This is a genomic window from Kocuria sediminis (assembly GCF_009735315.1).
Lineage (GTDB): Bacteria > Actinomycetota > Actinomycetes > Actinomycetales > Micrococcaceae > Kocuria > Kocuria turfanensis.
Window position 1 is genome coordinate 95973 of record NZ_WOGU01000004.1, and the last position, 21850, is coordinate 117822.

Annotated in this window: 18 protein-coding genes; 8 read left to right on the top strand and 10 right to left on the bottom strand. The window is 75.7% G+C overall.

Annotated features, from left to right (window positions below; translation table 11 throughout):
* Positions 1-274 precede the first annotated feature (274 nt).
* Positions 275-985 carry a GerMN domain-containing protein gene (locus GMA12_RS19520; RefSeq protein ID WP_162459546.1) on the top strand — a complete coding sequence of 237 codons (711 nt, stop codon included), beginning with the start codon at positions 275-277 and terminating at the stop codon, positions 983-985.
* Positions 986-1028: 43 nt separating this feature from the next.
* On the opposite strand, the gene GMA12_RS06140 is transcribed toward GMA12_RS19520, so the two are convergent.
* The 3 genes from GMA12_RS06140 to hrcA all read right to left on the bottom strand — a co-directional run bounded on the left by GMA12_RS06140 (position 1029) and on the right by hrcA (position 4033).
* On the bottom strand, positions 1029-1808 hold the full coding sequence (locus tag GMA12_RS06140; RefSeq protein WP_162459547.1) for a 16S rRNA (uracil(1498)-N(3))-methyltransferase: 780 nt from the start codon (positions 1806-1808) through the stop codon (positions 1029-1031).
* Positions 1805-2953 carry a molecular chaperone DnaJ gene (dnaJ, locus tag GMA12_RS06145; protein WP_162459548.1) on the bottom strand — a complete coding sequence of 383 codons (1149 nt, stop codon included), beginning with the start codon at positions 2951-2953 and terminating at the stop codon, positions 1805-1807. Before dnaJ ends, GMA12_RS06140 begins: the two co-directional genes overlap by 4 nt.
* Before the next feature lie 72 nt (positions 2954-3025).
* Positions 3026-4033, bottom strand: a complete 1008-nt coding sequence (hrcA, locus tag GMA12_RS06150; RefSeq protein WP_162459549.1) for a heat-inducible transcriptional repressor HrcA — start codon at positions 4031-4033, stop codon at positions 3026-3028.
* 175 nt (positions 4034-4208) lie between these two features.
* On the opposite strand from hrcA, the gene GMA12_RS06155 reads away from it, so the two are divergent.
* Together GMA12_RS06155 and GMA12_RS06160 are read left to right on the top strand one after the other, a co-directional pair.
* On the top strand, positions 4209-5072 hold the full coding sequence (locus tag GMA12_RS06155) for a DUF3097 domain-containing protein (protein WP_156268207.1): 864 nt from the start codon (positions 4209-4211) through the stop codon (positions 5070-5072).
* A 150-nt stretch (positions 5073-5222) separates the two neighbouring features.
* A complete protein-coding gene (locus GMA12_RS06160) occupies positions 5223-5687 on the top strand; it encodes a DUF4870 domain-containing protein (RefSeq protein WP_162459550.1) in 465 nt (154 codons plus the stop codon).
* A gap of 39 nt (positions 5688-5726) precedes the next feature.
* On the opposite strand, the gene hemW is transcribed toward GMA12_RS06160, so the two are convergent.
* Positions 5727-6971: a radical SAM family heme chaperone HemW gene (gene hemW, locus GMA12_RS06165; RefSeq protein WP_162459551.1), complete on the bottom strand. Its 1245-nt coding sequence runs from the start codon at positions 6969-6971 to the stop codon at positions 5727-5729.
* The gene (gene lepA / locus GMA12_RS06170) at positions 6971-8827 is read right to left on the bottom strand and encodes a translation elongation factor 4 (RefSeq protein ID WP_162459552.1); all 1857 of its coding nucleotides are present in this window, start codon (positions 8825-8827) and stop codon (positions 6971-6973) included. The genes hemW and lepA overlap by 1 nt, the downstream gene beginning before the upstream one ends.
* Before the next feature lie 193 nt (positions 8828-9020).
* Here lepA and GMA12_RS06175 point away from each other — a divergent pair, with 193 nt between their 5' ends.
* Together GMA12_RS06175 and rpsT are read left to right on the top strand one after the other, a co-directional pair.
* A complete protein-coding gene (locus tag GMA12_RS06175) occupies positions 9021-9542 on the top strand; it encodes a type II toxin-antitoxin system PemK/MazF family toxin (RefSeq protein ID WP_156268209.1) in 522 nt (173 codons plus the stop codon).
* A gap of 202 nt (positions 9543-9744) precedes the next feature.
* On the top strand, positions 9745-10005 hold the full coding sequence (gene rpsT / locus GMA12_RS06180) for a 30S ribosomal protein S20 (RefSeq protein ID WP_062734200.1): 261 nt from the start codon (positions 9745-9747) through the stop codon (positions 10003-10005).
* Positions 10006-10119: 114 nt separating this feature from the next.
* Here the strand turns inward: rpsT and holA are convergent, their stop codons facing one another.
* The gene (gene holA / locus GMA12_RS06185; RefSeq protein ID WP_156268211.1) at positions 10120-11121 is read right to left on the bottom strand and encodes a DNA polymerase III subunit delta; all 1002 of its coding nucleotides are present in this window, start codon (positions 11119-11121) and stop codon (positions 10120-10122) included.
* A gap of 157 nt (positions 11122-11278) precedes the next feature.
* Here holA and GMA12_RS06190 point away from each other — a divergent pair, with 157 nt between their 5' ends.
* Positions 11279-12073 carry an SDR family oxidoreductase gene (locus GMA12_RS06190; protein WP_156268213.1) on the top strand — a complete coding sequence of 265 codons (795 nt, stop codon included), beginning with the start codon at positions 11279-11281 and terminating at the stop codon, positions 12071-12073.
* Between the two features lie 58 nt (positions 12074-12131).
* Here the strand turns inward: GMA12_RS06190 and GMA12_RS06195 are convergent, their stop codons facing one another.
* From GMA12_RS06195 to leuS, 4 genes are all read right to left on the bottom strand, one after another.
* Positions 12132-14744 (bottom strand): ComEC/Rec2 family competence protein, encoded by a 2613-nt coding sequence (locus tag GMA12_RS06195; RefSeq protein WP_156268215.1) that lies wholly within the window; start codon positions 14742-14744, stop codon positions 12132-12134.
* The gene (locus tag GMA12_RS06200) at positions 14741-15871 is read right to left on the bottom strand and encodes a ComEA family DNA-binding protein (protein ID WP_156268217.1); all 1131 of its coding nucleotides are present in this window, start codon (positions 15869-15871) and stop codon (positions 14741-14743) included. Before GMA12_RS06200 ends, GMA12_RS06195 begins: the two co-directional genes overlap by 4 nt.
* A gap of 99 nt (positions 15872-15970) precedes the next feature.
* Positions 15971-16864 carry a DegV family protein gene (locus GMA12_RS06205; protein ID WP_370830485.1) on the bottom strand — a complete coding sequence of 298 codons (894 nt, stop codon included), beginning with the start codon at positions 16862-16864 and terminating at the stop codon, positions 15971-15973.
* Between the two features lie 43 nt (positions 16865-16907).
* Positions 16908-19400 (bottom strand): leucine--tRNA ligase, encoded by a 2493-nt coding sequence (gene leuS / locus GMA12_RS06210; protein ID WP_162459553.1) that lies wholly within the window; start codon positions 19398-19400, stop codon positions 16908-16910.
* A 233-nt stretch (positions 19401-19633) separates the two neighbouring features.
* On the opposite strand from leuS, the gene GMA12_RS06215 reads away from it, so the two are divergent.
* The gene (locus tag GMA12_RS06215; protein WP_156268219.1) at positions 19634-20725 is read left to right on the top strand and encodes an alpha/beta fold hydrolase; all 1092 of its coding nucleotides are present in this window, start codon (positions 19634-19636) and stop codon (positions 20723-20725) included.
* Complete coding sequence (locus GMA12_RS06220) at positions 20722-21837, top strand: glycosyltransferase family 4 protein (RefSeq protein ID WP_162459554.1); 1116 nt, start codon at positions 20722-20724, stop codon at positions 21835-21837. The genes GMA12_RS06215 and GMA12_RS06220 overlap by 4 nt, the downstream gene beginning before the upstream one ends.
* Positions 21838-21850: the final 13 nt, after the last annotated feature.

Here is a 21850-nt window from a genome sequence, read left to right on the forward strand (position 1 = left end):
CAGAGACGAGGTGCGCGTCCCCCCATGGCCCCTGACCTGTTCCGGTCCCCCGCCGGGCGCGCCCGCCGCCGCGCGGTCGCGCTGTCCACGGCATGCCTCGTCGTCCTGGCCGGGTGCGCCCCGGGGCCCGGGCCGGCGCCCCACGACGCCGTGCCCGCATCCGGCACGGCGCCCGCCTCCGCGGCTGCGGCCGCGCCCGGCCCGGCGCGCAGCGCCTCCGGCGCCGCGGGGGGGCAGCAGCGCGGTCGCCACCACGAAGGTCCCGGTCTACTGGGTGGGGGCGGCCGACGGGGAGCAACGGCTGTTCCGCGAGTTCCGGGACGCCACCGAGGGCCCGACGGCCGTGGACCCCATCGCGGCCGCGGCCGCGATGCTGACCACCGCCGCGCCCCAGGATCCCGGCTACCGCACCCTCTGGTCCCCGGCGGACCAGGTGGGCAGCTCCACGTCCCCGGACGGCACGATCACCGTCGACCTGCCCGCCGAGGCCTTCGGCACCGGCCTGGACGAGCAGGACGCGCGCCTGGCGCTCCAGCAGCTCGCCCACACCGTGACGGCGACGGCCAGCAGCACCGGGCTGCTCCCGCAGAACGCGGAGCCGGAGGTGGTGGTGCTCGTGGACGGCCGGGCCCGGGAGGAGGTCTTCGGCTCCGTCCGGCTCGACGGGCCCCTGCGGCCCGACGGGAGCCTGGAGGCGCCCCTGTGGCTGCTGGACCCCCAGGAGGGCCCGCACCCCGAGGGCGCCGTCGAGATCTCCGGCCGGGCCCTGGAGGGCGTGGGCGACTGCCGGTGGGCCGTCCGGGACGAGGACGGGGCGACGGTTGCCGGCGGCGCGGTCGGCACCACCGCGCGGGACGACGGGACGGTCGGGTTCCGCACGGAGGTCGAGCTGACCCCCGGCCGGTACGAGGTGGAGGTCACGGGCCGGGACGCCGAGGGCAGGACCGTGCGCGACGAGGACGCCGTGGAGGTCGTCCCGCGCTGAACGACCGGGCCCGCCGGGACGTGTGCGGGGCGGCCTGACCGGCTCAGCCGGGGACGCCGTCCCACCGGCCCAGCGCGGCGCTGAGCACGGCCAGGGCGACCGGCCCGGCGGTGGAGCTGCGCAGCACCTCGGGCCCGAGCCGCAGCGTCCGCGCCCCGGCGCCGGCCAGGGCCTCGAGCTCGCCCGGGGCGATGCCGCCCTCCGGACCGACGACGAGCACGATCCGCTCCGCCGCGTCCCAGGGCCGGTGCGGCCGGCCGAGCTGGTCCGCGAGGGAGTCACGGGCCTGCTCGTGCAGCACGACCCCGGCCGTGCCCGGCTGCCCCAGCAGGGCGGCGAGCTCGCGGGTGGTGCTCAGGGGCAGGACCTCGGGCCAGTGGGCGCGGCGGGACTGCTTGGCGGCGGCTGCCACCGTGTGCACCCACTTGTCGTGGCTCTTGGCGGCGCGCTCCTTCTTCCACCGCACGATGGAGCGCTCCGCCTGCCACGGCACCACCGCGTCGACGCCGAGCTCGGTGGCCGTCTCGACGGCCAGGAGGTCGCGCTCCCCCTTGGCGAGGGCCTGGGCGAGCACCAGCCGGGGCCGGCGGACCGGATCCGCGCTCACCGCGTCCAGGCGCACGTCCATGCTGTCCTTCCCGGCGGCGCACAGCTCCCCGGTCGCCCGCGCGCCCGCGCCGTCGACCAGCTCGAGGTGCTCACCGGGACCGAGGCGGCGCACGGTGACGGCGTGGCGGGCCTCCGGCCCGGTGACGGTGAGCACCGCGCCCGGGCCGAGCCCCTCGAGCCCGCCGGGCTCGACCTTGAAGACGGGCAGGCTCACAGGTCGAAGCGGTCCTTGAGCCGCGAGAAGAACCCGCCGGAACCGGCGGGGCTGTTCAGCGTGGTGCCGGTGGCCTGCTCCTCGCCGCGCAGCCGGGAGAGCTGCTCCAGCAGCTCGCGCTGCTCGTCGTCGAGCCCCGTGGGCGTCTCGACCTCGAGGTGGACGAACAGCTCGCCGCGGCCGCCGCCGCGCAGCCGCGTGGCGCCGAGGTCGTGCAGGGTGACCGTGTGACCCGTCTGGGTGCCCGGGGACACCGGCACATCGCGCTCCCCGTCGAAGGTCTCGAGGGTCACGGTGGTGCCCAGGGCCGCGGAGGTCATGGGCACGCGCACCCGGGCGTGCAGGTCGTCGCCCTGCCGCTCGAAGGTCGGGTCCGGGTCGACCTTGAGCTCGACGTAGAGGTCGCCGTTGGGTCCGCCGGCCGTGCCCGCCTCGCCCTGGCCGGAGAGGCGGATCCGGTTGCCCGAGGACACCCCGGCCGGGATCTTGACGGTGAGCGGGCGGCGGTCGCGCACCCGGCCCTCGCCGTAGCACTCGTGGCAGGGGTGCTTGATGACCGTGCCGAAGCCGTCGCAGGTGGCGCAGGGGGCCGCGGTCACCACGGTCCCGAGGATGGACTGCACCTGGCGCTGGACCTGGCCGGCGCCGTGGCAGACCTCGCAGGTCTCCGGGCGGGTGCCCTCCTGGCAGCAGCTGCCGTTGCAGGTGGGGCAGACCACCGCGGTGTCCACGGTGATCTTCTTCTCGGTGCCGAAGACCGCGTCCTTGAGGGACACGCGCACGTTGATCAGCGCGTCCTGGCCCTGGCGGGTGCGGGAGGCCGGTCCGCGCCGGCCCGCCCCGGAGCCGCCGGCGCCTTGGAAGAAGGTGTCGAAGATGTCCTGGAAGCCGAATCCGGTGCCCGGGAACCCGCCGCCGAAGCCGGTGTCGGTGCCGTTCTCGTTGCCGGTGGCGTCGTACACGCGCCGCTTCTCGGGGTCGGCGAGGACGTCGTTGGCGTGCGAGACGCGCTTGAACTCCTCCGCGGCCTCCGGGCTGGGGTTGACGTCCGGGTGCAGCTTGCGGGCCTTCTTCCGATAGGCCTTCTTGATCTCTTCCTGGCTGGCGTCGCGGGACACACCCAGGGTCTCGTAGTGATTGCTCACCGTGGTCCGTTCTGTCGAGAGGTCTGGTGGGAGTTCTGGTGCAGGGCCCCGGCACCCGGGGCCCGCGGGGGCTCAGCCCCCGAGGATACGGGAGAGGTAGCGGGCGACGGCGCGCACGGCCGCCATCGTGGACGGGTAGTCCATGCGCATGGGGCCCACGACCCCGACCTTGGACTGGGGCCCGTAGCCGGTGGCGACGACCGCCGCCTCGGACAGGGGTCCCGCGGCGTTCTCCGCGCCGATGCGCACGGCCACGCCGCGGGCGTCCTGCTCCATCTCGGAGAGCAGCCGGAGCATGACGACCTGCTCCTCGAGCGCCTCCAGCACGGGGCCGATGCTCAGGTGGAAGTCCCCGGTGGCGCGGGCGAGGTTGGCGGTGCCGGCCATGACCATGCGGTGCTCGGCCCCGCCCGCGGCCAGGGACCCGACGACCTCGGCCACCGTCTCGGCGGCCGGGCGCAGCTGGGGCGCCATGTCGGCGGTCATCGCCACGAGCGCCGCGGGCACCGCGGCCAGGGACCGGCCGACGGCCGCGGCCAGCACCCGGGCGCGCAGCTCGAGCAGCTGCGCCTCCTCCAGGGGGGCGGGCAGCACGGCCACGCGCTGGGCGACCCGCCCGTTGGTGGGGATGAGCACCACGAGCACCCGGCCCGCACCGAGGTCGACGACCTCCACGTGGCGCACCGTCACCCCGGACGCGTGCGGGTACTGCACGACCGCGACCTGGTGGGTGAGCTGCGCGAGCAGGCGCACGGTGCGCTCCATGACGTCGTCGATGTCGGCGGCGTCGTCGAGCAGGCTCTGGATGGCCCGGCGCTCCGGGCCGGAGAGCGGCTTGACGGCCGCGATCTGGTCCACGAACGTCCGGTAGCCCTTGTCGGTGGGGATCCGGCCCGAGCTCGTGTGGGGGGCCGTGATCAGGCCCTCCTCCTCGAGCGCGGCCATGTCGTTGCGCACGGTGGCGGAGGAGACACCGAGCCGGTGCCGCTCCACGAGGGCCTTGGAGCCCACGGGCTCCTGGAAGTGCACGTAGTCCTCCACGATGGCCTGCAGGATCTGCAGTCGTCTCGGATGGTTCACGTCGCTCCTCCCCGTTCGTCTCCCCGGCACCCGGGCCGCCTGGCACTCGGGCGGCCACAGTGCCAGCGCGATCCAGTGTAGCCCCCGTGTCCGACCCCCGGCCGCGCCCGCCCGGTTTGGTACGCTTCCGGCTGATCCGCGCCGGACGGGCGGGACCGCGACCGGGAGGACGACCATGAGCGACTACGGCTGGGGGCCGCGCAGCCTCGACGACGCGGGCCTCTCCCGGCGGAAGCCAGCCTCCGCGGAGGTGCCGGTCGCGCCCGGGCTGCTCCTGGAGGACGTCACCACCGGCTGGGTCGGGGCGGTCGTGTCCCTGGAGACGATCGGCGGGATGCGGGTCATGGGGCTGGAGGACCGCCGCGGCCGGGTCAAGGCGTTCCCGCTGGGACCGGGCTTCCTGCTGGAGGGCGAGCCCGTCGTCGTCGTGGAGCCCCGCCGCGCCCCGGCTGCGAAGCGGCCCGGGCGCACCCGTTCCGGCTCCGTGGCCGTGGAGGGGCTGCGGGCGAGCACCGCCAAGGCCTCCCGCGTCTGGGTCGAGGGCTACCACGACGCCGAGCTCGTGGCCAAGGTCTGGGGGCACGACCTGGCCGTCGAGGGCATCGTCGTGGAGCCGCTGCACGGCGTCGACGACCTGGCGGCGGCGGTGCAGGAGTTCGGACCGGGCCCGGGCCGGCGGCTGGGCGTCCTCGTGGACCACCTCGTGCCCGGCTCCAAGGAGTCCCGGATCGCCGAGCGGACGATGCGCCTGCCCGGGGCGGCCGGCAACGTGCTGGTGCTGGGCCACCCGTACGTGGACATCTGGCAGGCGGTCCGGCCCCGGGTCCTCGGCGTCGAGGCGTGGCCCGTGGTCCCGCGGGGCACCGACTGGAAGACCGGCGCCGCCGCGGCCCTCGGCTGGCCGCACCGCACGCCCGGGGACCTCGGCCGGGCGTGGCAGCACATCCTCTCCCGGGTGGACAGCTACGCCGACCTCGAGCCCGCCCTCCTGGGGCGCGTCGAGGAGCTCATCGACTTCCTCACCGCCCCGGGGGCCTGAGCCCGCCCCGGGGCCGGCGCGACCGACGTCACGTCATACAGGCACACGTGCGCGGGGCGGCCCCGTGCAACTTCCGAACCGGCCGGTAGAATCGAGCCACGCCATCCGCCGACCGCAGCCGTGCCGCGGTCCCACCTCCGAAGGACTTCCGTGCCCGTGCAGACCGACCCCCGATCGAGCCACGAGAACGCCGAGGCCCCGTTCGAGGGCCTCTCCCCCGTGGCGCAGCCGCTCACCGTCGCCGAGGACCACCAGTGGGCGACCCTGGCGCACTTCGCCGGGGTGGTCGGCTTCGTGCCCTCGTTCCTCATCCACCGCGTCTTCCGCGGCCGGGGGCGGTTCACCGAGCAGGAGTCGCGGGAGGCGATGAACTTCACCCTGCTGCCCACCCTGGTGGTGGTCGCCGGCGTGCTGCTCGCGCCCGTCCCGTTCGTCGGCTGGCTCTTCGCGCTCGCCGCCGCGGCCGCGTGGCTGCTGCTGGCCGTCGGCTCCCTGGCCGGCGGCATCCGGGTCAACCACGGGGAGCCGTACCTCTACCGGTTCAACACCCGTCTGTACGACCGGCTCGCCGAGACGCTGCGCGAGCGGTCGCGGGAGCGCGCCGCCCGCCGCTGAGGCACCCGCGGGCCGGCCCGGCGGGGTCGTCCCGGCCCGTCAGCCGAGCAGGCGCCGCACCACGGCGTCGCCCAGGAGCCGGCCCCGCAGGGTGAGCACGAGCGTCCCGCGCAGCGCCGGCCCGGGCTCCACGAGCTCGTCGGCGATCAGTCCGGCCACCGCGGCGCGCCCGTCGTCGTCCAGGGCCGCCAGGGGCAGGCCGTCCCGGATCCGCGCCTCGAGCATCACGCGCTCGAGGTGACGGGTGTCCGCGTCGAGGATCTCCCGCCCGGCCGCGGGGGACTCCCCGGCCCGCACCCGGTTCGTGTAGGGCACCGGGTGCTTGAGGTTCCACCAGCGCGTCCCGCCCACGTGCGAGTGGGCGCCGGGGCCGATCCCCCACCAGTCCTGGTTGTGCCAGTACGCGAGGTTGTGCCGGCTGCGGTGGGCCCGGGCGTCGGCGCCGCGGGCGGTCCGGGACCAGTTGCTCACCTCGTACCACTCGTAGCCGGCCTCGCCCAGGATCCGGTCGGCCAGCTCGTACTTGTCGGCCTGGTCGTCCTCGTCGACCGGCGGGACCTCCCCGCGCCGCATCCGGGCGGCCAGCCGGGTGCCGTCCTCGATGATCAGGGAGTAGGCCGAGACGTGGTCGGGCTCGTAGCCCACGGCCGTGCGCAGCGAGTGCTCCCAGTCGGCCAGGGTCTCCCCCGGGGTGCCGTAGATCAGGTCCACGCTCACGCCCAGTCCCGCCTCGCGCGCCCAGGCGACCGCCCGCGGCACGTTGTCGGGGTCGTGGGTGCGGTCCAGGACGGCGAGGACGTGCGGGGCCGCGGACTGCATGCCGAAGGACACCCGGGTCACCCCGGCCTCCGCGAGGACCCGCAGGGACCGCGGGGTCACCGAGTCCGGGTTGGCCTCGGTGGTGACCTCGGCGCCCTCGGCGAGGCCGAAGCTTCCCCGGGCCTGCGCCAGGACGGCGGCGAGGTCCTCGGCGGGCAGCAGCGTGGGGGTGCCGCCGCCGAAGAACACGCTGTGCAGGGGCCGGGCGGCCACGCCGGAGTCCTCCAGCACCCGGCGGGCCCAGCGCACCTCCGCCGCGGCGTCGGCGGCGTAGGCGTCCTGGGACACCCCGTCGCCCAGCTCCACGGCCGTGTAGGTGTTGAAGTCGCAGTACCCGCAGCGGACCGCGCAGAACGGCACGTGCACGTAGAGGCTGAGCGTGCGCTCGGCGGAGCCCACGGCGGCGGAGGCCGGCAGCCGGCCGTCGAGCGGTGCGGGCAGGCCCTCGGGCTGGGCGGGGGCCACTACTTCTTCTTGTCCTTCGCCCCGGCCTCGTCGGAGGACAGCGCCGCCACGAACGCCTCCTGGGGGACCTCCACGCGGCCCACCATCTTCATCCGCTTCTTGCCCTCCTTCTGCTTCTCGAGCAGCTTGCGCTTGCGGGAGATGTCGCCGCCGTAGCACTTGGAGAGCACGTCCTTGCGGATGGCCCGGATGTTCTCGCGCGCGATCACCCGGGAGCCGATGGCGGCCTGGATGGGGACCTCGAACTGCTGGCGCGGAATGAGCTCGCGCAGCTTGCCGGTCATCATCACCCCGTAGGAGTAGGCCTTGTCCCGGTGGGTGATCGCGCTGAACGCGTCGACCGGCTCGCCCTGCAGGAGGATGTCCACCTTGACGAGGTCGGCGGCCTCCTCCCCCTCGGCCTTCCAGTCCAGGGACGCGTAGCCCTTGGTGCGGGACTTCAGCTGGTCGAAGAAGTCGAAGACGATCTCGGCCAGCGGCAGCCGGTAGCGCAGCTCGACCCGGTCCTCGGAGAGGTAGTCCATGCCCTTGAGCTGCCCGCGCTTGGACTGGCACAGCTCCATGATGGCGCCGATGAACTCCGAGGGCGCCAGCACCGTGGCGGCGACCATGGGCTCGCGGATCTCGGCGATCTTCCCCTCGGGGAACTCGGAGGGGTTCGTGACGACCCGCTCGGAGCGGTCCTCGAGGGTGACGTTGTAGCTCACGGACGGGGCGGTGGAGATCAGGTCGAGGTTGAACTCGCGCTCCAGGCGCTCCCGGACGATCTCCAGGTGCAGCAGGCCCAGGAACCCGCAGCGGAAGCCGAAGCCCAGGGCCGCGGAGTTCTCCGGCTCGTAGACCAGCGCGGCGTCGTTGAGCTGGAGCTTGTCCAGGGCGTCGCGCAGCACCGGGTAGTCGGAGCCGTCGATCGGGAACAGACCCGAGAAGACCATCGGCTTGGGGTCCTCGTAGCCGCCCAGGTTCTCGGTCGCGGGGCGCTGGTGGTTGGTCACGGTGTCGCCCACGCGGGACTGGCGCACGTCCTTGACGCCGGTGATCAGGTAGCCCACCTCCCCCACGCCCAGACCCTCGGTGGGCTTCGGCTCGGGGGAGATGACGCCGATCTCCAGCAGCTCGTGCTGGGCGCCGGTGGACATCATCCGGATCCGCTCCCGCGGGACGAGCCGGCCGTCGACCACTCGGACGTAGGTGACCACGCCGCGGTAGGTGTCGTAGACGGAGTCGAAGATCATGGCCCGCGACGGGGCGTCGGCCCGGCCCTCGGGGTGCGGGATCTCCTGGACGATCCGGTCCAGGAGCGCCTCCACGCCCTCCCCGGTCTTGCCGGAGACCCGCAGCACGTCCTCGGGCTCCACGCCGATGAGGTTGCCCAGCTCCTGGGCGTACTTCTCCGGCTGGGCCGCGGGGAGGTCGATCTTGTTCAGCACCGGGATGATCGTGAGGTCGTTCTCCATGGCCAGGTAGAGGTTGGCCAGCGTCTGGGCCTCGATGCCCTGGGCGGCGTCCACCAGCAGCAGCGCGCCCTCGCAGGCGGCCAGGGACCGGGAGACCTCGTAGGTGAAGTCGACGTGGCCGGGGGTGTCGATCATGTTCAGGGCGAAGTCCTGGCCGTCCACGTTCCAGGGCATCCGCACGGCCTGGGACTTGATCGTGATCCCGCGCTCGCGCTCGATGTCCATCCGGTCCAGGTACTGCGCCTTCATCTCCCGCGGCGTCACCACGCCCGTGGCCTGCAGCATGCGGTCCGCCAGGGTGGACTTGCCGTGGTCGATGTGGGCGATGATGCAGAAGTTGCGCAGGATCGACGGATCGGTCGAGGCGGGAACCGGGGGGTTGACGGCCAGCGGTGACACGGGCGGTCCTTTCTCCGGGAGGTCGTCGCTTCCGGCAGGTCCTGGGGCTACCGGCGGGTGGATCGCGCCGGGGGATTCAGCTGTCCAGTTTCCCACGTTTGACGGTGGGGGGCCATTTCGTCCCGCGCCGCACCCCGCCCACGACGGCGACGACGTCGGTCCCGCGGCCGGCCCGGTGGCTAGAGTGGGGCGCATGAGGCTGAACCTGGGCGCCCTGGGGCGGCTCGCCGCCCGCGCCGTGGACGTCTACCGCCGTGCTGCCCGACCCCGGCCCACCGCGCCGCCCCGGGCCGGCGGGGGCCGCCCCGCGGGGCTCTCCCGCCCCTACCCGGGCGACTGGACCGGACCGGTCCGCCCCGTCTACCGCCCCCTGTCGGACGGGCAGGCCGACCCCGGCGAGATCGTGTGGACGTGGGTGCCCTTCGAGGAGGACCACCGCCGCGGCAAGGACCGGCCGGTGCTGGTCGTGGACCGCGCCGGGGACCACCTGCTGTGCCTGATGCTCACGTCCCGGGACCGCACCGACGGGCTCGGGCAGGACCCCGACTACGTGGACGTCGGCTCGGGACCGTGGGACTCCCGGGGCCGGCCCTCCGAGGTCAAGCTCGACCGCGTGGTCCGGGTGCTGCCCGCGGACGTGCGCCGGGAGGGCGCGGTCCTGCCCGAGGAGCTGTTCGACCGGGTGGCCGCGCGGCTCGTCCGCCGGCGCGGCTGAGCCCCCGGGCCCCGGCCGGGCGCGTGTCGTCGCCGCCCGACGACCGGGTGCGGTCTGCTAGACTCTTCTGCTGTGTGTCCGCGCTGGTCGTCGGGCACTGCAGGACGGTCGCCACACGGGCGTCCCCACTCCCACTCAGTCACATGGCCGGCCTGTTTGCCCTCACTGACCGTATTCCGCACCCATTGCCAAGGAGTCACACGTGGCCAACATCAAGTCCCAGAAGAAGCGCAACCTCACCAACGAGAAGGCGCGCCTGCGCAACAACGCCTACAAGTCCGAGCTGAAGACGCTCGTCCGCCGCGTCGACGAGGCCGTCAGCGCCTCGGACAAGCAGACCGCCCAGGACGCGCTGCGCGTCGTCTCCCGCAAGCTCGACAAGGCCGTCAGCAAGGGCGTGCTGCACAAGAACAACGCGGCCAACAAGAAGTCCGGTCTGGCCAAGCTGGTCGCCAAGATCTGATCCGCGTTCCCGCGACCGCCGCACCGGAGGCCCCGTCCCGCGCAGGGACGGGGCCTCCGTCGTGCCCGGGCGGCCGCCGGGGACCCTGCACCGGGCGCCGCTGCCGCCGGCGGCTCAGCGGCGCCCGGACAGCGCGATCGTGGTGATCGCCCGCTCCACGGCGTAGGCCGGGTCCCGCCCCTCCCCCTTCACCTGGGCGTCGGCCTCGGCCAGCGCCCGCAGGGCGCGCACCAGGTCCTCCTCGGAGAAGCGGCGCGACTCCTCCTGCGCCCGCTCGACCTGCCACGGGGCGGCGCCGATCCGCTGCGCGAGCTGGCCGGCGCCCCCGCGGGTGCCGTGCACCTGCGCGATGGTGCGCAGCTTGGCGGCCAGCGCCCCCACCATGGGCACGGGGTCCACGCCGGTGTCCAGGGCCTGGCGCCAGAGCTTGAGCGCGTTCTCCGCGCGGCCGGCCAGGGCGGCGTCGGCCACCTTGAACGCGGTGGCCTCGACCCGGCCGCCGTAGTACTTCTCGACGTCGTCGAAAGTGATGCTCTCCGGCCCGTCCGAGAGCAGCTGCGCGCACGCTGCGGCGAGCTCCGCCGTGCTGCTGCCGACCGCCGCCGCCAGGGCCCGGGCGGCGTCCGGTTCGATCCGGCGGCGGTGGGTGCGGAACTCCGTGACGATGAACTCGGACTTGTCGCGGTCGTTCTTCAGGGGCTTGCACTCCACGACGGCGGCGCCGGCGGCCTTGAGCGCGTCGAGCAGCCTCTTGCCGCGGTTGCCGCCGCTGTGCTCCCACAGCACGACGACGTCCGGGTCCGGGGCCTGGACGTAGGCGAGGCCGTCGGCCAGGCAGTCGTCGTTCATGGCCGCGAGGTTGGTGACGTGGATCAGCTTGGCGTCGTCGAACAGGGACGGGCTGGCCAGGGCGGCGAGCTGGCCGGGGGCGTAGGCGGCGGCGTCGACCGTGGAGAGCTCCACGGGTCCGCGGCGGTCCTTGAGGAGCGCGCGGACCCGGTCGCGGGCGCGGGCGGCGAGGTAGTCCTCCGGCCCGGTGAGCAGGACGAGCGGAGCCGGCTCGACGTCGCGCCAGGTGGGGCCGGCGGCGGGTGCGGGGCGCCGTGCTGGGGTCATGGCCGCGTCCTCCTGTGCTGGCGGCCGGGCGGCCGCGGGTGGGGTCGCCCCCAGTTTCTCACGGGGGCGGGACACCGGTGGCCCGGCAGCGGCCCGGCGGTGGCCGACATGGCGGCGCGGTCCCCGATCGGCCCCGCGGCTCGCTAGCGTGGGGTCCATGACGCAGAACACGAGCACCGAAGAGCACAGCACCGGCACGCACACGGGGAAGGTCGCGGTCGTCACCGGGGCCTCGACCGGGATCGGGGAGGCCACCGCCCGCCGGCTCCGCGCCGCCGGCTGGACCGTCTACGCGGTGGCCCGCCGCGCCGAGCGGCTGGAGGCCCTGGCCCGGGAGACCGGGGCCGTGCCGGCCCCGTGCGACATCACCGTCGACGCCGAGGTGGAGGCCCTGCGGGAGCAGGTGCTCACCGAGCAGGGCCGGGTGGACGCGCTGCTGAACATCTCCGGCGGGGCCCGCGGCACGGACCGGGTGGCCGACGCGAGCACGGAGGACTGGGCCTGGATGTACGAGGTCAACGTGCTGGGCACGATGCGGGTCACCCGGGCGTTCCTGCCGGCGCTGCGGGACAACGGAGAGGGCACGGTGCTGAACCTGACCTCCCTGGCCGCCCACCGGGCCTACGAGGGCGGGGCCGGCTACAACGCGGCGAAGTTCGCCGAGCGGGCGATGACGGAGGCGCTGCGCCTGGAGGAGGCCGAGCACAACGTGCGCGTGGTGGAGATCGCCCCCGGGCTGGTGCACACCGAGGAGTTCTCCCTCAACCGGCTGGGCGGGGACCAGGAGGCCGCGGAGGCGGTGTACGCGGGGGTCGAGAAGCCGCTGACCGCGGCGGACGTGGCCCAGGTGTGCGCCTTCGCCGTGGAGCTGCCCCACCACGTGGACCTGGACACCGTCACCATCAAGCCCGTGGCCCAGGCGGCACCGCACAAGGTGATCCGCACCGGCTGACGCCGCCCGGCGCCCCGGGGCGGGGAGGGCCCGGGCGGGGGGCGTGCGTCCCGCCGCGCTAGCCGTCGACGGGCAGCGCGCGCAGCCGGGCGCCCTCCCGCAGCAGGCGCACGCTGCCGTGCTCGTCGGTGCGCACGAGCGGCACCCCGGCGTCCCGGAGGTGGCCCAGGATCTGCGGGTGCGGGTGTCCGTAGTCGTTGTCCCGGCCCACCGAGACCACCGCCAGCGCCGGGGTGGCCGCGTCGATGATCGCGGTCCCGCCGTTGCGGGCCCCGTGGTGGGAGACCTTGAGGACGTCCACGTCCAGTTGCGCCCCGGCGGAGCGCAGCAGCGCCCGGGCTCCCTCCTCCTCGAGGTCGCCGGCGAGCAGCCAGGAGGTCGTGCTGCCGTCCGCCCCGGTGAGCTCGGCGCGCAGCACCAGGGAGGCGTTGTTCTCCTCGGCGGAGGAGGCGGCGCCCCACCGGCGCGGGGTGGCCGGCGCCGGCGCGAGGACGGTCAGGCGCAGACCGCCCACGGTGCGGGTCTGCCCGGGCGGCGGGCGGTGGGCCTCCGCGCCGGGCAGGTCCTCGGCCAGTTCCGGCGGCGGGCCCGGGTCGGCGGTGGCGTACCAGAGCTCCCCCGCGCCCCCGAGCCGCGCCACGGCGGCCAGTCCCCCGGTGTGGTCGGCGTGGGCGTGGGTGAGGACCAGCAGGTCCAGGTGCTCCACTCCGCTGTCCTCCAGGCACCGCTGCAGCGCCCGCGGGTCCGGACCCGTGTCCACGAGCACGGCCCGGCCCGGGGCGGTGCGCAGCAGCACGGCGTCGCCCTGTCCCACGTCGCACAGCACCGCCTCCCACGGGGGTGCCGGGCGGCGGGCCTCCGTGACGGCGCGCAGGGCCAGCCCGGCGAGCAGGAGCAGCAGCAGGGCCGCCGCCGCCGCGCGCCGCCGTCGCCGCCGCCGGTCGCGGTCCCGCCAGTGCTGCTCCGGCAGCGCCGGAGGCGCCGATCCCCCGCGCAGGGCACCGGCCACGGGCCGGGGGCGGCGGCGCCGCACGTCCAGCAGGTGCACGGCCCCCACGGCCGCTGCGCTCACCGCCGCCATCAGCACGGCACCGGGGATGCCGGCCGGCCACGGGGCCAGGGCTCCGGGAGCCGCGGCCAGGGTGCGGGCGGTCCCGGCGATCAGCTGCGTGCCCCAGCCGCCCACGGTCAGCGGCAGGAGGGCCACCGTGTCCCCGGCCGGCAGGTGCAGCACCAGCAGCCCCGCGAGCCCGCACACGGTCACCGCCGGCACGACCGGGGCCGCCAGGACGTTGGCGGCCAGGGCGTAGACGGGCACGGCGGGCTGCAGCAGCACGAGCACCGGCGCGCACCACAGCTGGGCCGTGGCCGGGACCGCGACCGTGAGCGCCAGCGCGTCGGGCATCCACCGGCCGAGCCACCGGGTCAGGGGCCGGGTGGTGACGACGATCCCGGCGGTGGCCAGCACGGACAGGACGAAGCCGTACTCGGCGGCGAGGGCCGGGTGGAGCACGACGAGGACGAGCACGGCGCCGGAGAGCGTGGCGAGGGACACGGAGGTGCGCCCGGTCAGCAGGCCGAGCGCCGCCAGCCCGCCCATCGTCGCGGCGCGCAGCACGGAGGGGTCGGGCCCCACGAGCAGCACGAAGGCGCCGAGGGCGCCGAGGCCGGTGAGCAGGCAGGTGCGGCGGCGGGCGCCCAGGGCCAGCGCGGCGTGCCCGGCCAGAGCCGTGACGAGCGCGCAGTTGGCGCCCGAGACGGCGGTCAGGTGGGTCAGCCCGGTGTCGCGCATCGCCTGCTCCAGCTCCTCGCCGAGGGCGGAGCGCTCGCCGAAGGTCATGCCCGGGAGCAGTCCGGCGGCGTCGGGGCCGAGCCCCGCGGTGCTGCGCACGAAGCGTTCCCGCACCCGGTCCCGCGCGGTGGGCGGAGCCGCCGGGAGGACGGTGGGCGGGGCGGCGGCGCGCAGGGTCACAGGACCGGGGGCCGGCTCGCCGTCCGCCACGAGCACCGCGGTGATCCGCCGGCCGGGGCTCAGCGCGGACCAGGCGGGGCCGTCGGCGAAGACGGTGACCGTGGCCCCGGCGGGCACGGTGCGGCCGCGGTGGGTGAGCTCGTGCAGGGCGAGCTCGAGCGCCACGCCGGTGCGGTCCTCCCCGGCGGGGCCGGCGGCGGGGGCGGTCCACGGGCGTGGTCCCTCGACCACGTGGGCGGTGACGACCAGGGTCCCTCCGCCGTCCAGGGCCTCGCCCAGGGCGCCGTGGGTGCTGTTCTGCCGGTCGGCGGCGGCGCTGAGCAGCACGGCGGCCATCGCCAGGGCGCTGAGCGCGATGCTCGACCAGGGCGGCCCGTGCGGCGCCCGGTCCGGCCGGGCGGCCGTCGGGGCGCGGGCCCCGCTCCGGAGAAGACGGACCCGGAGTGGACGGACCCGGAGGAGACCGGAGCGGACGGGGCCGGCCCGGAGGAGGACGGCGGCCAGGACCAGCGTGACGAGGTAGCCCGCCGCGGCGGCCGCGGTGCCCGCCGGGGTGAGATGGGTGCCGAGCAGTCCGGTGAGCCAGGCGCTCACGGCGGCGGGGACGAGCCTCAGGTCCCACGTGCGGCCCGGCGCACGGGCGTCGCGGTGCTCCTGGTGCTCCAGGGTCCGCGCCCAGAGGGCGGCGGGGCTCCTCACACGGTCACCAGCGGGAGGAGGGCCTCCAGCAGGGTGGGGCCGATGCCGGGCACGGCGTCCAGATCGGTCGCGGCAGCGAAGCCGCCGTGCTGGTCGCGGAACTCCACGATCCGTCCGGCCAGCACCGGGCCGACCCGGGGCAGGGCCTCGAGCTCCGCCGCGGTGGCGGTGTTGAGGTTCAGGAGGCCGCCGGGGGCCGCGGCGCCGGGGCCGCCGGCCGCGGCGGTGTCCGTTCCGCCCGCCGAGGGAAGGGCCGGCGCCGGGGGCGCCGCGCTCCCGTCCGGGACGAGCACCTGCTGGCCGTCGGTCAGCGGCGCGGCGAGGTTCACCGTGTCCGCCGCGGCGTCCGTGAGGCCGCCCGCGGCCTCGACCGCGTCCACCACCCGGGCTCCGGGCGCGACCTCCACCACACCGGGCCGGGCCACCTCCCCGGCGACGTGCACGTGCAGGAATCCGGCGCCCCCGGAAGCCGAGGGGGCCGCGGACCCCGCACCGCTTCCGGGAGCGCCGGCTGCCCCCGGGGCGGGACTGCCCGCGGACGGCGCGGGAGCCCCGGAGACCTCGGTCTCGGCGAGGGCCGTCCCCCCGCCCGCACCGGGGGCCTCCCCGGGGTCCCCGGTGTCGAGGACAGCCCACCCGAGCCCGGCCACCGCCGCGGCCGCGAGCACGAGCAGGGACCGCGGGACCCGGGTCCGGACGGCAGTGTCCCAGCGGTGGGCGGGGTCCGGGCGGGCGGTCGCGTCCGTTCCGCGCCGGCCGTGCTCCGCCGCTCCGCCGCCGGTGTCCGCATCGCTGCCTCCGCCCGCATCGCCGTCGGCGCCCCCATCGCTGACTCCGCCCGCATCGCTGCGGGCGGCCCCATCGCTCCGGGCGGCCCCATCGCTGCCGGCGGTGGCCGCGCTCGACGTGCCGGTTCCGCGCCCCAGGCCGGTCCCGTCGTCCGGGCCGGACCCCGGAGCGGGGCCCCTTCCGGGCGCGGCCTCGGCGAGGAGTGCAGCCAGCCGCTCGGCGGGCAGGCCCGGAGGTCCGAGCCGGCCCGGGTGCCCGGAGGCGGTCGGGTCCGGCGGGGTGGAGGAGGGCGGGGCGGAGGTCGTGCGGTCTCGGCCGCGGGGCACGGTGCCGGTCATGGCTCCAGCCCACCCCGGCCGGACGGGGCGCGGGGTGCGCCGGGGTCCCGGTGGGGATCGCCCGCGGCAGGACCGCGCCTGGGGAGGGCGGGTGCCGGGTCAGCTCCGGCCGCGGACCGGGAGAGGACCGGGCGGCGCTGCGGGGCCCTGCACGACCGCAGCGCGGGCGCCGAGCCCGACGTGCGCGGCGAGCACCGGCGGCAGCGGGGAGACGACCAGGACCGCGTCGGGCCGGTGGGCCCGGAGGACGGCCGCGCCCAGCTCGCGCGCGCCGTCCTCGTCGCCGAGGTGGTGCACGACCAGCACGGGCCTGGCGTGCGCGGACCGGGCCAGCGACTTCCCCACGAGAGCCGAGAACCGGGCTCTCGCCCGGGCCGGGGTGCGGGGCCGCTCCGCGGCCACGAGCCGGCCGCCGTCGACGGTGAGCAGCGGTTCGACCTTCAGCACGGCGCCGAGCACCGCCGGGCCGGGGGCGATCCGCCCGCCTTGGCGCAGTGTCTCCAGGGACGGCACCCACAGCAGCAGCGGGTCGTCGCGGGAGCCGTCCCGGGCCGCGGCGGCGACCTCCTCCGGCCCGGCCCCGGTCCCGGCGGCGTGCCACGCCGTCTGCACCCCGAAGCCCTGGGCCATGGCCACGGTCCGGGAGTCGACGACCGTCACGGGCACGTCCACGGCCCGGCTCGCGAGCCGGGCCGAGTCCACCGTCCCGGACAGCTCCCCGGACAGGTGCACGGAGACGATCCCCTCGTACCCGGCGTCCTGCAGACGCCGGTAGGCGGCCTGGAACCGTCCCGGCGGGGGCCGCGAGGTCGTGACGGGCCGTCCTTCGGCCAGCGCGAGCAGCAGCGCCGGCGGGACGCCGTCGTGCTCCCCGCCCGCGCCGGGAACGGGATGCCCGTCGATCGCGACGGGCATCCCGACCACCTCGAGCCCGCCCGCCCGCACGGCGGCCCGCTGCCACGCGGGCGGCAGCGCGGCGGCGTCGTCGGTCACCACCGCGATCCGCCGGCCGGGGCTGCGCACGGGCGGGGCCGGCTCAGGCGACGATGTTCACCAGCTTGGGCGCGCGCACGATCACCTTGCGGATCTCGGCGTCGCCCAGCTGGCGGCGGATCGTCTCCGAGGCCAGGGCGAGCTCGCGCAGGGCGTCCTCGGCGATGTCCGCGGGGACCTCGAGCCGGTCCCGGACCTTGCCCTTGATCTGCACCACGGCGGTCACGGTGTCGTCCACCAGCAGGGCCGGGTCCACCTCGGGCCAGCCGGCCACGACGACGGAGCCCTCGTGGCCCAGGGTGTGCCACATGTCCTCGGCGGTGTACGGGGCCACGAGCGAGAGGACCACCGCGACGGCCTCGACGGCCTCCCGCACGGCCGGGTCCGCCGGACCGCAGCCGGAGTCGATGGCCTTGCGGACCACGTTGACGAGCTCCATGGTCTTGGCCACGACCACGTTGAACTTCCCCGCGTCCAGCAGCTGCGCGGCGTCGTCCACGGCACGGTGGGCGGCGCGGCGCACGCCCTGATCGCCGGAGGCCGGGTCGGCGCCGGGAGCGCTCGTGACGTCCTGGGCCAGGCGCCAGGCCCGGGCCAGGAACTTCTGGGAGCCCTGCGGGGACACGTCCGCCCAGTCCACGTCGTCCTCGGGCGGGGAGGCGAAGACCATGGTCAGCCGCACGGCGTCGACGCCGAACTCGTCCAGCTGCTCCCCCAGGTCCACGCCGTTGCCCAGGGACTTGGACATCGCCTTGCCCCCGTTGAGCACCTGCCCCTGGTTCAGCAGGGCCTTGAACGGCTCGGTGAAGTCCACGAGGCCGAGGTCGAACAGGACCTTGGTGAAGAACCGGGAGTAGAGCAGGTGCAGGATGGCGTGCTCCACCCCGCCCACGTACTGGTCCACGGGCAGCCACTTGCGGGTCTGCTCGAGGTCGAACGCGGCGTTCTCGTCGTTGGGGGACGCGAAGCGCAGGTAGTACCAGGAGGAGTCCACGAACGTGTCCATGGTGTCGGTGTCGCGCAGGGCGGGCCCGCCGCACGCGGGGCACTCGACGTTGACCCAGTCCTCGGCCGCGGCCAGCGGGGAGCGGCCCTTGGGCGCGAGCTGCTCGCCGCGCAGGTCGTCGGGCAGGCGAACGGGCAGCTGCTCCTCGGGGACGGGCACCTCCCCGCAGGCCGGGCAGTGCACGATCGGGATGGGGGCGCCCCAGAAGCGCTGCCGGGACAGCAGCCAGTCGCGCAGCCGGAAGTTGACCTGCCGGTTGCCGGTGCCGGCGGCCTCCACGATGCCGATGGCCCGCTCGATGGCCTGCGCCTTCTCCAGCCCGTCCAGCTCGCCGGAGTTGATCAGGGTGCCCTCGCCCGTGGTGGCGATCCCGGTCACGGCCGGGTCCTCCTCGCCGGTGTCCAGGACCGCGCGCACGGGCAGGTCGAAGGTGCGGGCGAAGTCGAGGTCGCGCTGGTCGTGGGCGGGCACGGCCATGATCGCGCCGGTGCCGTAGTCGGCCAGCACGTAGTCGGCGGCCCACACGGGCAGCTTCTCCCCCGTCAGCGGGTTCACCGCGTGGCGGCCCAGGAACACCCCGGTCTTCTGCCGGTCGGTGGCCTGGCGCTCGATGTCCGAGAGCGCCTTGACCTGCTCGCGGTAGGCGGCCAGCTCCTCGGCGTGCTCCGGGGCGACGATCTCCCCGGCCAGCTCGGCGTCGGCGGCGACCACGAAGAACGTGGCGCCGTGGAGGGTGTCGGGGCGGGTCGTGAACACGGTGACCTCACGGTCGGCGCCGTCCTCGCCGGCGCCCTCGATGGCGAAGCGCACGTGGGCGCCCTCCGAGCGGCCGATCCAGTTGCGCTGCATGGCCAGCACCCGCTCGGGCCAGTGGCCCTCGAGCGCGGCCATGTCGTCGAGCAGACGGTCCGCGTAGTCGGTGATCTTGAAGTACCACTGGTTCAGCGCCTTCTTCGTCACCGGGGTGCCGCAGCGCTCGCACGCGCCGTTGACGACCTGCTCGTTGGCCAGCACCGTCTGGTCCTTGGGGCACCAGTTGACCGGGGAGTTCTTCCGGTAGGCCAGGCCCTTGGCGTGGAACTGCAGGAACAGCCACTGCGTCCACCGGTAGTACTCGGGGTCGGAGGTGTGGATCTCCCGGCTCCAGTCCGCGCTGATGGCGTAGCGCTGGAACGAGGCCTTCTGCGTCTCGATGTTGGCGTAGGTCCACTCCGCCGGGTGCGCGTCGCGCTTGATGGCGGCGTTCTCGGCCGGCAGCCCGAAGGAGTCCCAGCCGATCGGGTGCAGCACGTCGTAGCCGCGCTGGCGCCAGTACCGGGCCACGACGTCGCCCATGGCGAACGCCTCGGCGTGGCCCATGTGCAGGTCCCCCGAGGGGTACGGGAACATGTCGAGCACGTAGCGCCGCTCCCGGGAGCCGTCGTCGAGCGGCTCGTAGACCTTCTGCTCCGCCCAGAACGACGGCCACGCCGCCTCGATGGCGCGGAAGTCGTATCCGGTGCTCTCGGTCGTGTGCTGCTGTTCGGTCACGGTCCTCGCCTTCGCGGTGGTGGACCGCCGCCGGCCCCGGAGCGGGCGGCGGGCGGTCGCGTGGGTGCACCCGGGCATCACAGGGGCCCGGCAGTGCGCCGACGGTGGTGGAATCCGTCCCATCCTAGCCCAGCGGCCCCCGCGCCCGGCCCGCGAGCGCCCGGGCGCAGCCGCTAGCATCGACAGCGGGCCGGGGCGCACCGGGTGCTCGCGGGCCCCTGAGGGAGGACGTCATGGCGGCAGGGACCGGCGCGCGGGAGGCGGGGCCGGGCGAGGCGGTGCCGGGCGAGGCGGTGCCGGGCAGTGCGGTGGAGAACCCGTACGCGGAGCGGCGCAGCCTGGTGCTGGGCGGCTACAAGGTGCGCTACTGGTTCTACGACGTCGACCGGGCGCCCAAGCCGCTGCTGGTGATGGTGCACGGGTTCCGGGGGGACCACCACGGCCTGCAGCTGCTGGCCGACCGGCTGCGCTCGCGGTACCACGTGGTGGTGCCGGACCTGCCGGGGTTCGGGCGCTCGGAGCGCTTCCCGGACCGGCGCCACGACGTGGCGGGGTACGTGGAGTTCCTGCGCCGTTTCGTGGAGGAGCTCACCGGCGGGGCGGTGCACGACGGCGGGGACCGGCGCGGCATCGTGGTGCTGGGGCACTCGTTCGGGTCGGTGGTGGCCGCCCACTTCGCCGCGGCGCACCCGGGGATGGTGGAGCGGCTGGTGCTGGTCAACCCGATCTCCGAGCCGGCCCTGGAGGGCGGGCAGGCGCTGCTGAGCCGGCTGACGGTGGGCTACTACCGGCTGGGCCGGGTGCTGCCGCGGCGGCTGGGGCGGCGGCTGCTGTCGAGCTGGTGGGTGACGGATGCGATGACGTCGGTGATGACCACGTCGCAGGACCCGCGGGTGCGCGGCTACGTGCGCCATCAGCACCGGGCCTACTTCTCGGCGTTCGCGGACCGGGACGTGCTGCTGGAGGCCTACGAGGCGTCGGTCTCGCACACGGTGGCGGAGGTGGCGATGCAGCTGGCGATGCCGACCCTGCTGGTGGTGGGGGCGGAGGACCCGCTGGGTTCCGTGGCGGCGCAGCGGCGGATGGCCTCGTGGGTGCCGCGGCACCGGCTGGAGGTGCTGGAGGGGGTGGGTCATCTGATCCACTACGAGGCGCCGGCGCGCACGGCGGAGCTGGTCCACGAGTTCCTGACCTCCCCGGCCCCGGAGCCGGTGGAGCTGCACGAGCAGCTGCCGGCGGCCGACGTGGCGGCCCCGGAGACCGGGCCGTTCACCGCGCCGCTCACCGGGCTGCAGCGGATCGTGCGGCGGGGGCGGCGCCGGTGAGGCTGCTGATGGACGCCCGCTACACGCGGATCGGACGGCACGACGGGATCAGCCGCTACGGGGCCGGGCTGATCGAGGCGATGGCCGGGCTGGCGGGGAGCACGCCGGACCTGGAGCTGGCGATGCTGGTGAGCGATCCGCGGCAGCTGGCCATGCTGCCGGAGGTCCCGCACGTGCGGGGGCCCTCCCCGGTCTCGGCGGCGGAGGCCGCCACGGCGCTGGTGGTCAACCGGTACGCGCCGGACGTGGTGTTCTCGCCCATGCAGACCATGGGCTCGGCGGGACGGCGGCACGGGCTGATCCTGACCCTGCACGACCTCATCTACTACGACCACCCCACCCCGCCGGGAGACCTCCCCGCGGCGGTGCGCGCGGGCTGGCGGGCCTACCACCGGGCGTGGTGGCCGCAGCGGGTGCTGCTCGACCGCGCCGACGCCGTGGTCACCGTCTCGCGGACCACGCGGGAGCTCATGGCCGCCCACCGGCTCACCCGGCGTCCGGTGCACCTGGTGCCCAACGCCGCCCCGCCCGGTGCGGTGCTTTCCCCGGAGCGGGCCCTGGCGCGGCTGCCGCGGCGGGGACGGCTGCTGCTCTACATGGGGTCGTTCCTGCCCTACAAGAACGTGGAGACCCTGGTGCGCGCGGCGGGGCGGCTGCCCGGGCACGAGCTGCACCTGCTCTCGCGCATTCCCCCCGCCCGGCGGGCGCAGCTGGAGGCCCTGGTCCCGGCGGGGGCGCGCGTGGTGTTCCACGACGGGGTGGACGAGGCCGAGTACGCCGCCCTGCTGGAGCAGGCGGCGGCGCTGCTGACGGCGTCGCGGGCCGAGGGCTACGGGCTGCCGGTGGTCGAGGCCATGGCGGCCGGGACGCCGGTGGTGTGCAGCGACCTGCCGATCTTCCGGGAGGTCGCCGGGTCGGCCGCCGCCTACGTAGCCCCTGACGACGACGCCGGCGTCGCCGCGGCGGTCCGGGCGCTGGAGGACCCGGCCCGGGCCCGGGCGCAGGTGCTGGCCGGGCTGGAGCGGGCCAGGGCGTGGTCCTGGGCAGACTCCGCCCGGGAGCTGCTGGCCGTGGCCCGGGGGGTGCACGAGCGGCGCTCGGCCCGCCGGTGAGCAGGGCCCGCCC

Bases quoted from the DNA above. Each gene is read 5' to 3' on its own strand.
- GMA12_RS06155 (WP_156268207.1), top strand. From the start codon at position 4,209: ATGAGCGACTACGGCTGGGGGCCGCGCAGCCTCGACGACGCGGGCCTC.
- GMA12_RS06175 (WP_156268209.1), top strand. From the start codon at position 9,021: ATGAGGCTGAACCTGGGCGCCCTGGGGCGGCTCGCCGCCCGCGCCGTG.
- holA (WP_156268211.1), bottom strand. From the start codon at position 11,121: ATGACCCCAGCACGGCGCCCCGCACCCGCCGCCGGCCCCACCTGGCGC.
- GMA12_RS06190 (WP_156268213.1), top strand. From the start codon at position 11,279: ATGACGCAGAACACGAGCACCGAAGAGCACAGCACCGGCACGCACACG.
- GMA12_RS06200 (WP_156268217.1), bottom strand. From the start codon at position 15,871: ATGACCGGCACCGTGCCCCGCGGCCGAGACCGCACGACCTCCGCCCCG.
- GMA12_RS06215 (WP_156268219.1), top strand. From the start codon at position 19,634: ATGGCGGCAGGGACCGGCGCGCGGGAGGCGGGGCCGGGCGAGGCGGTG.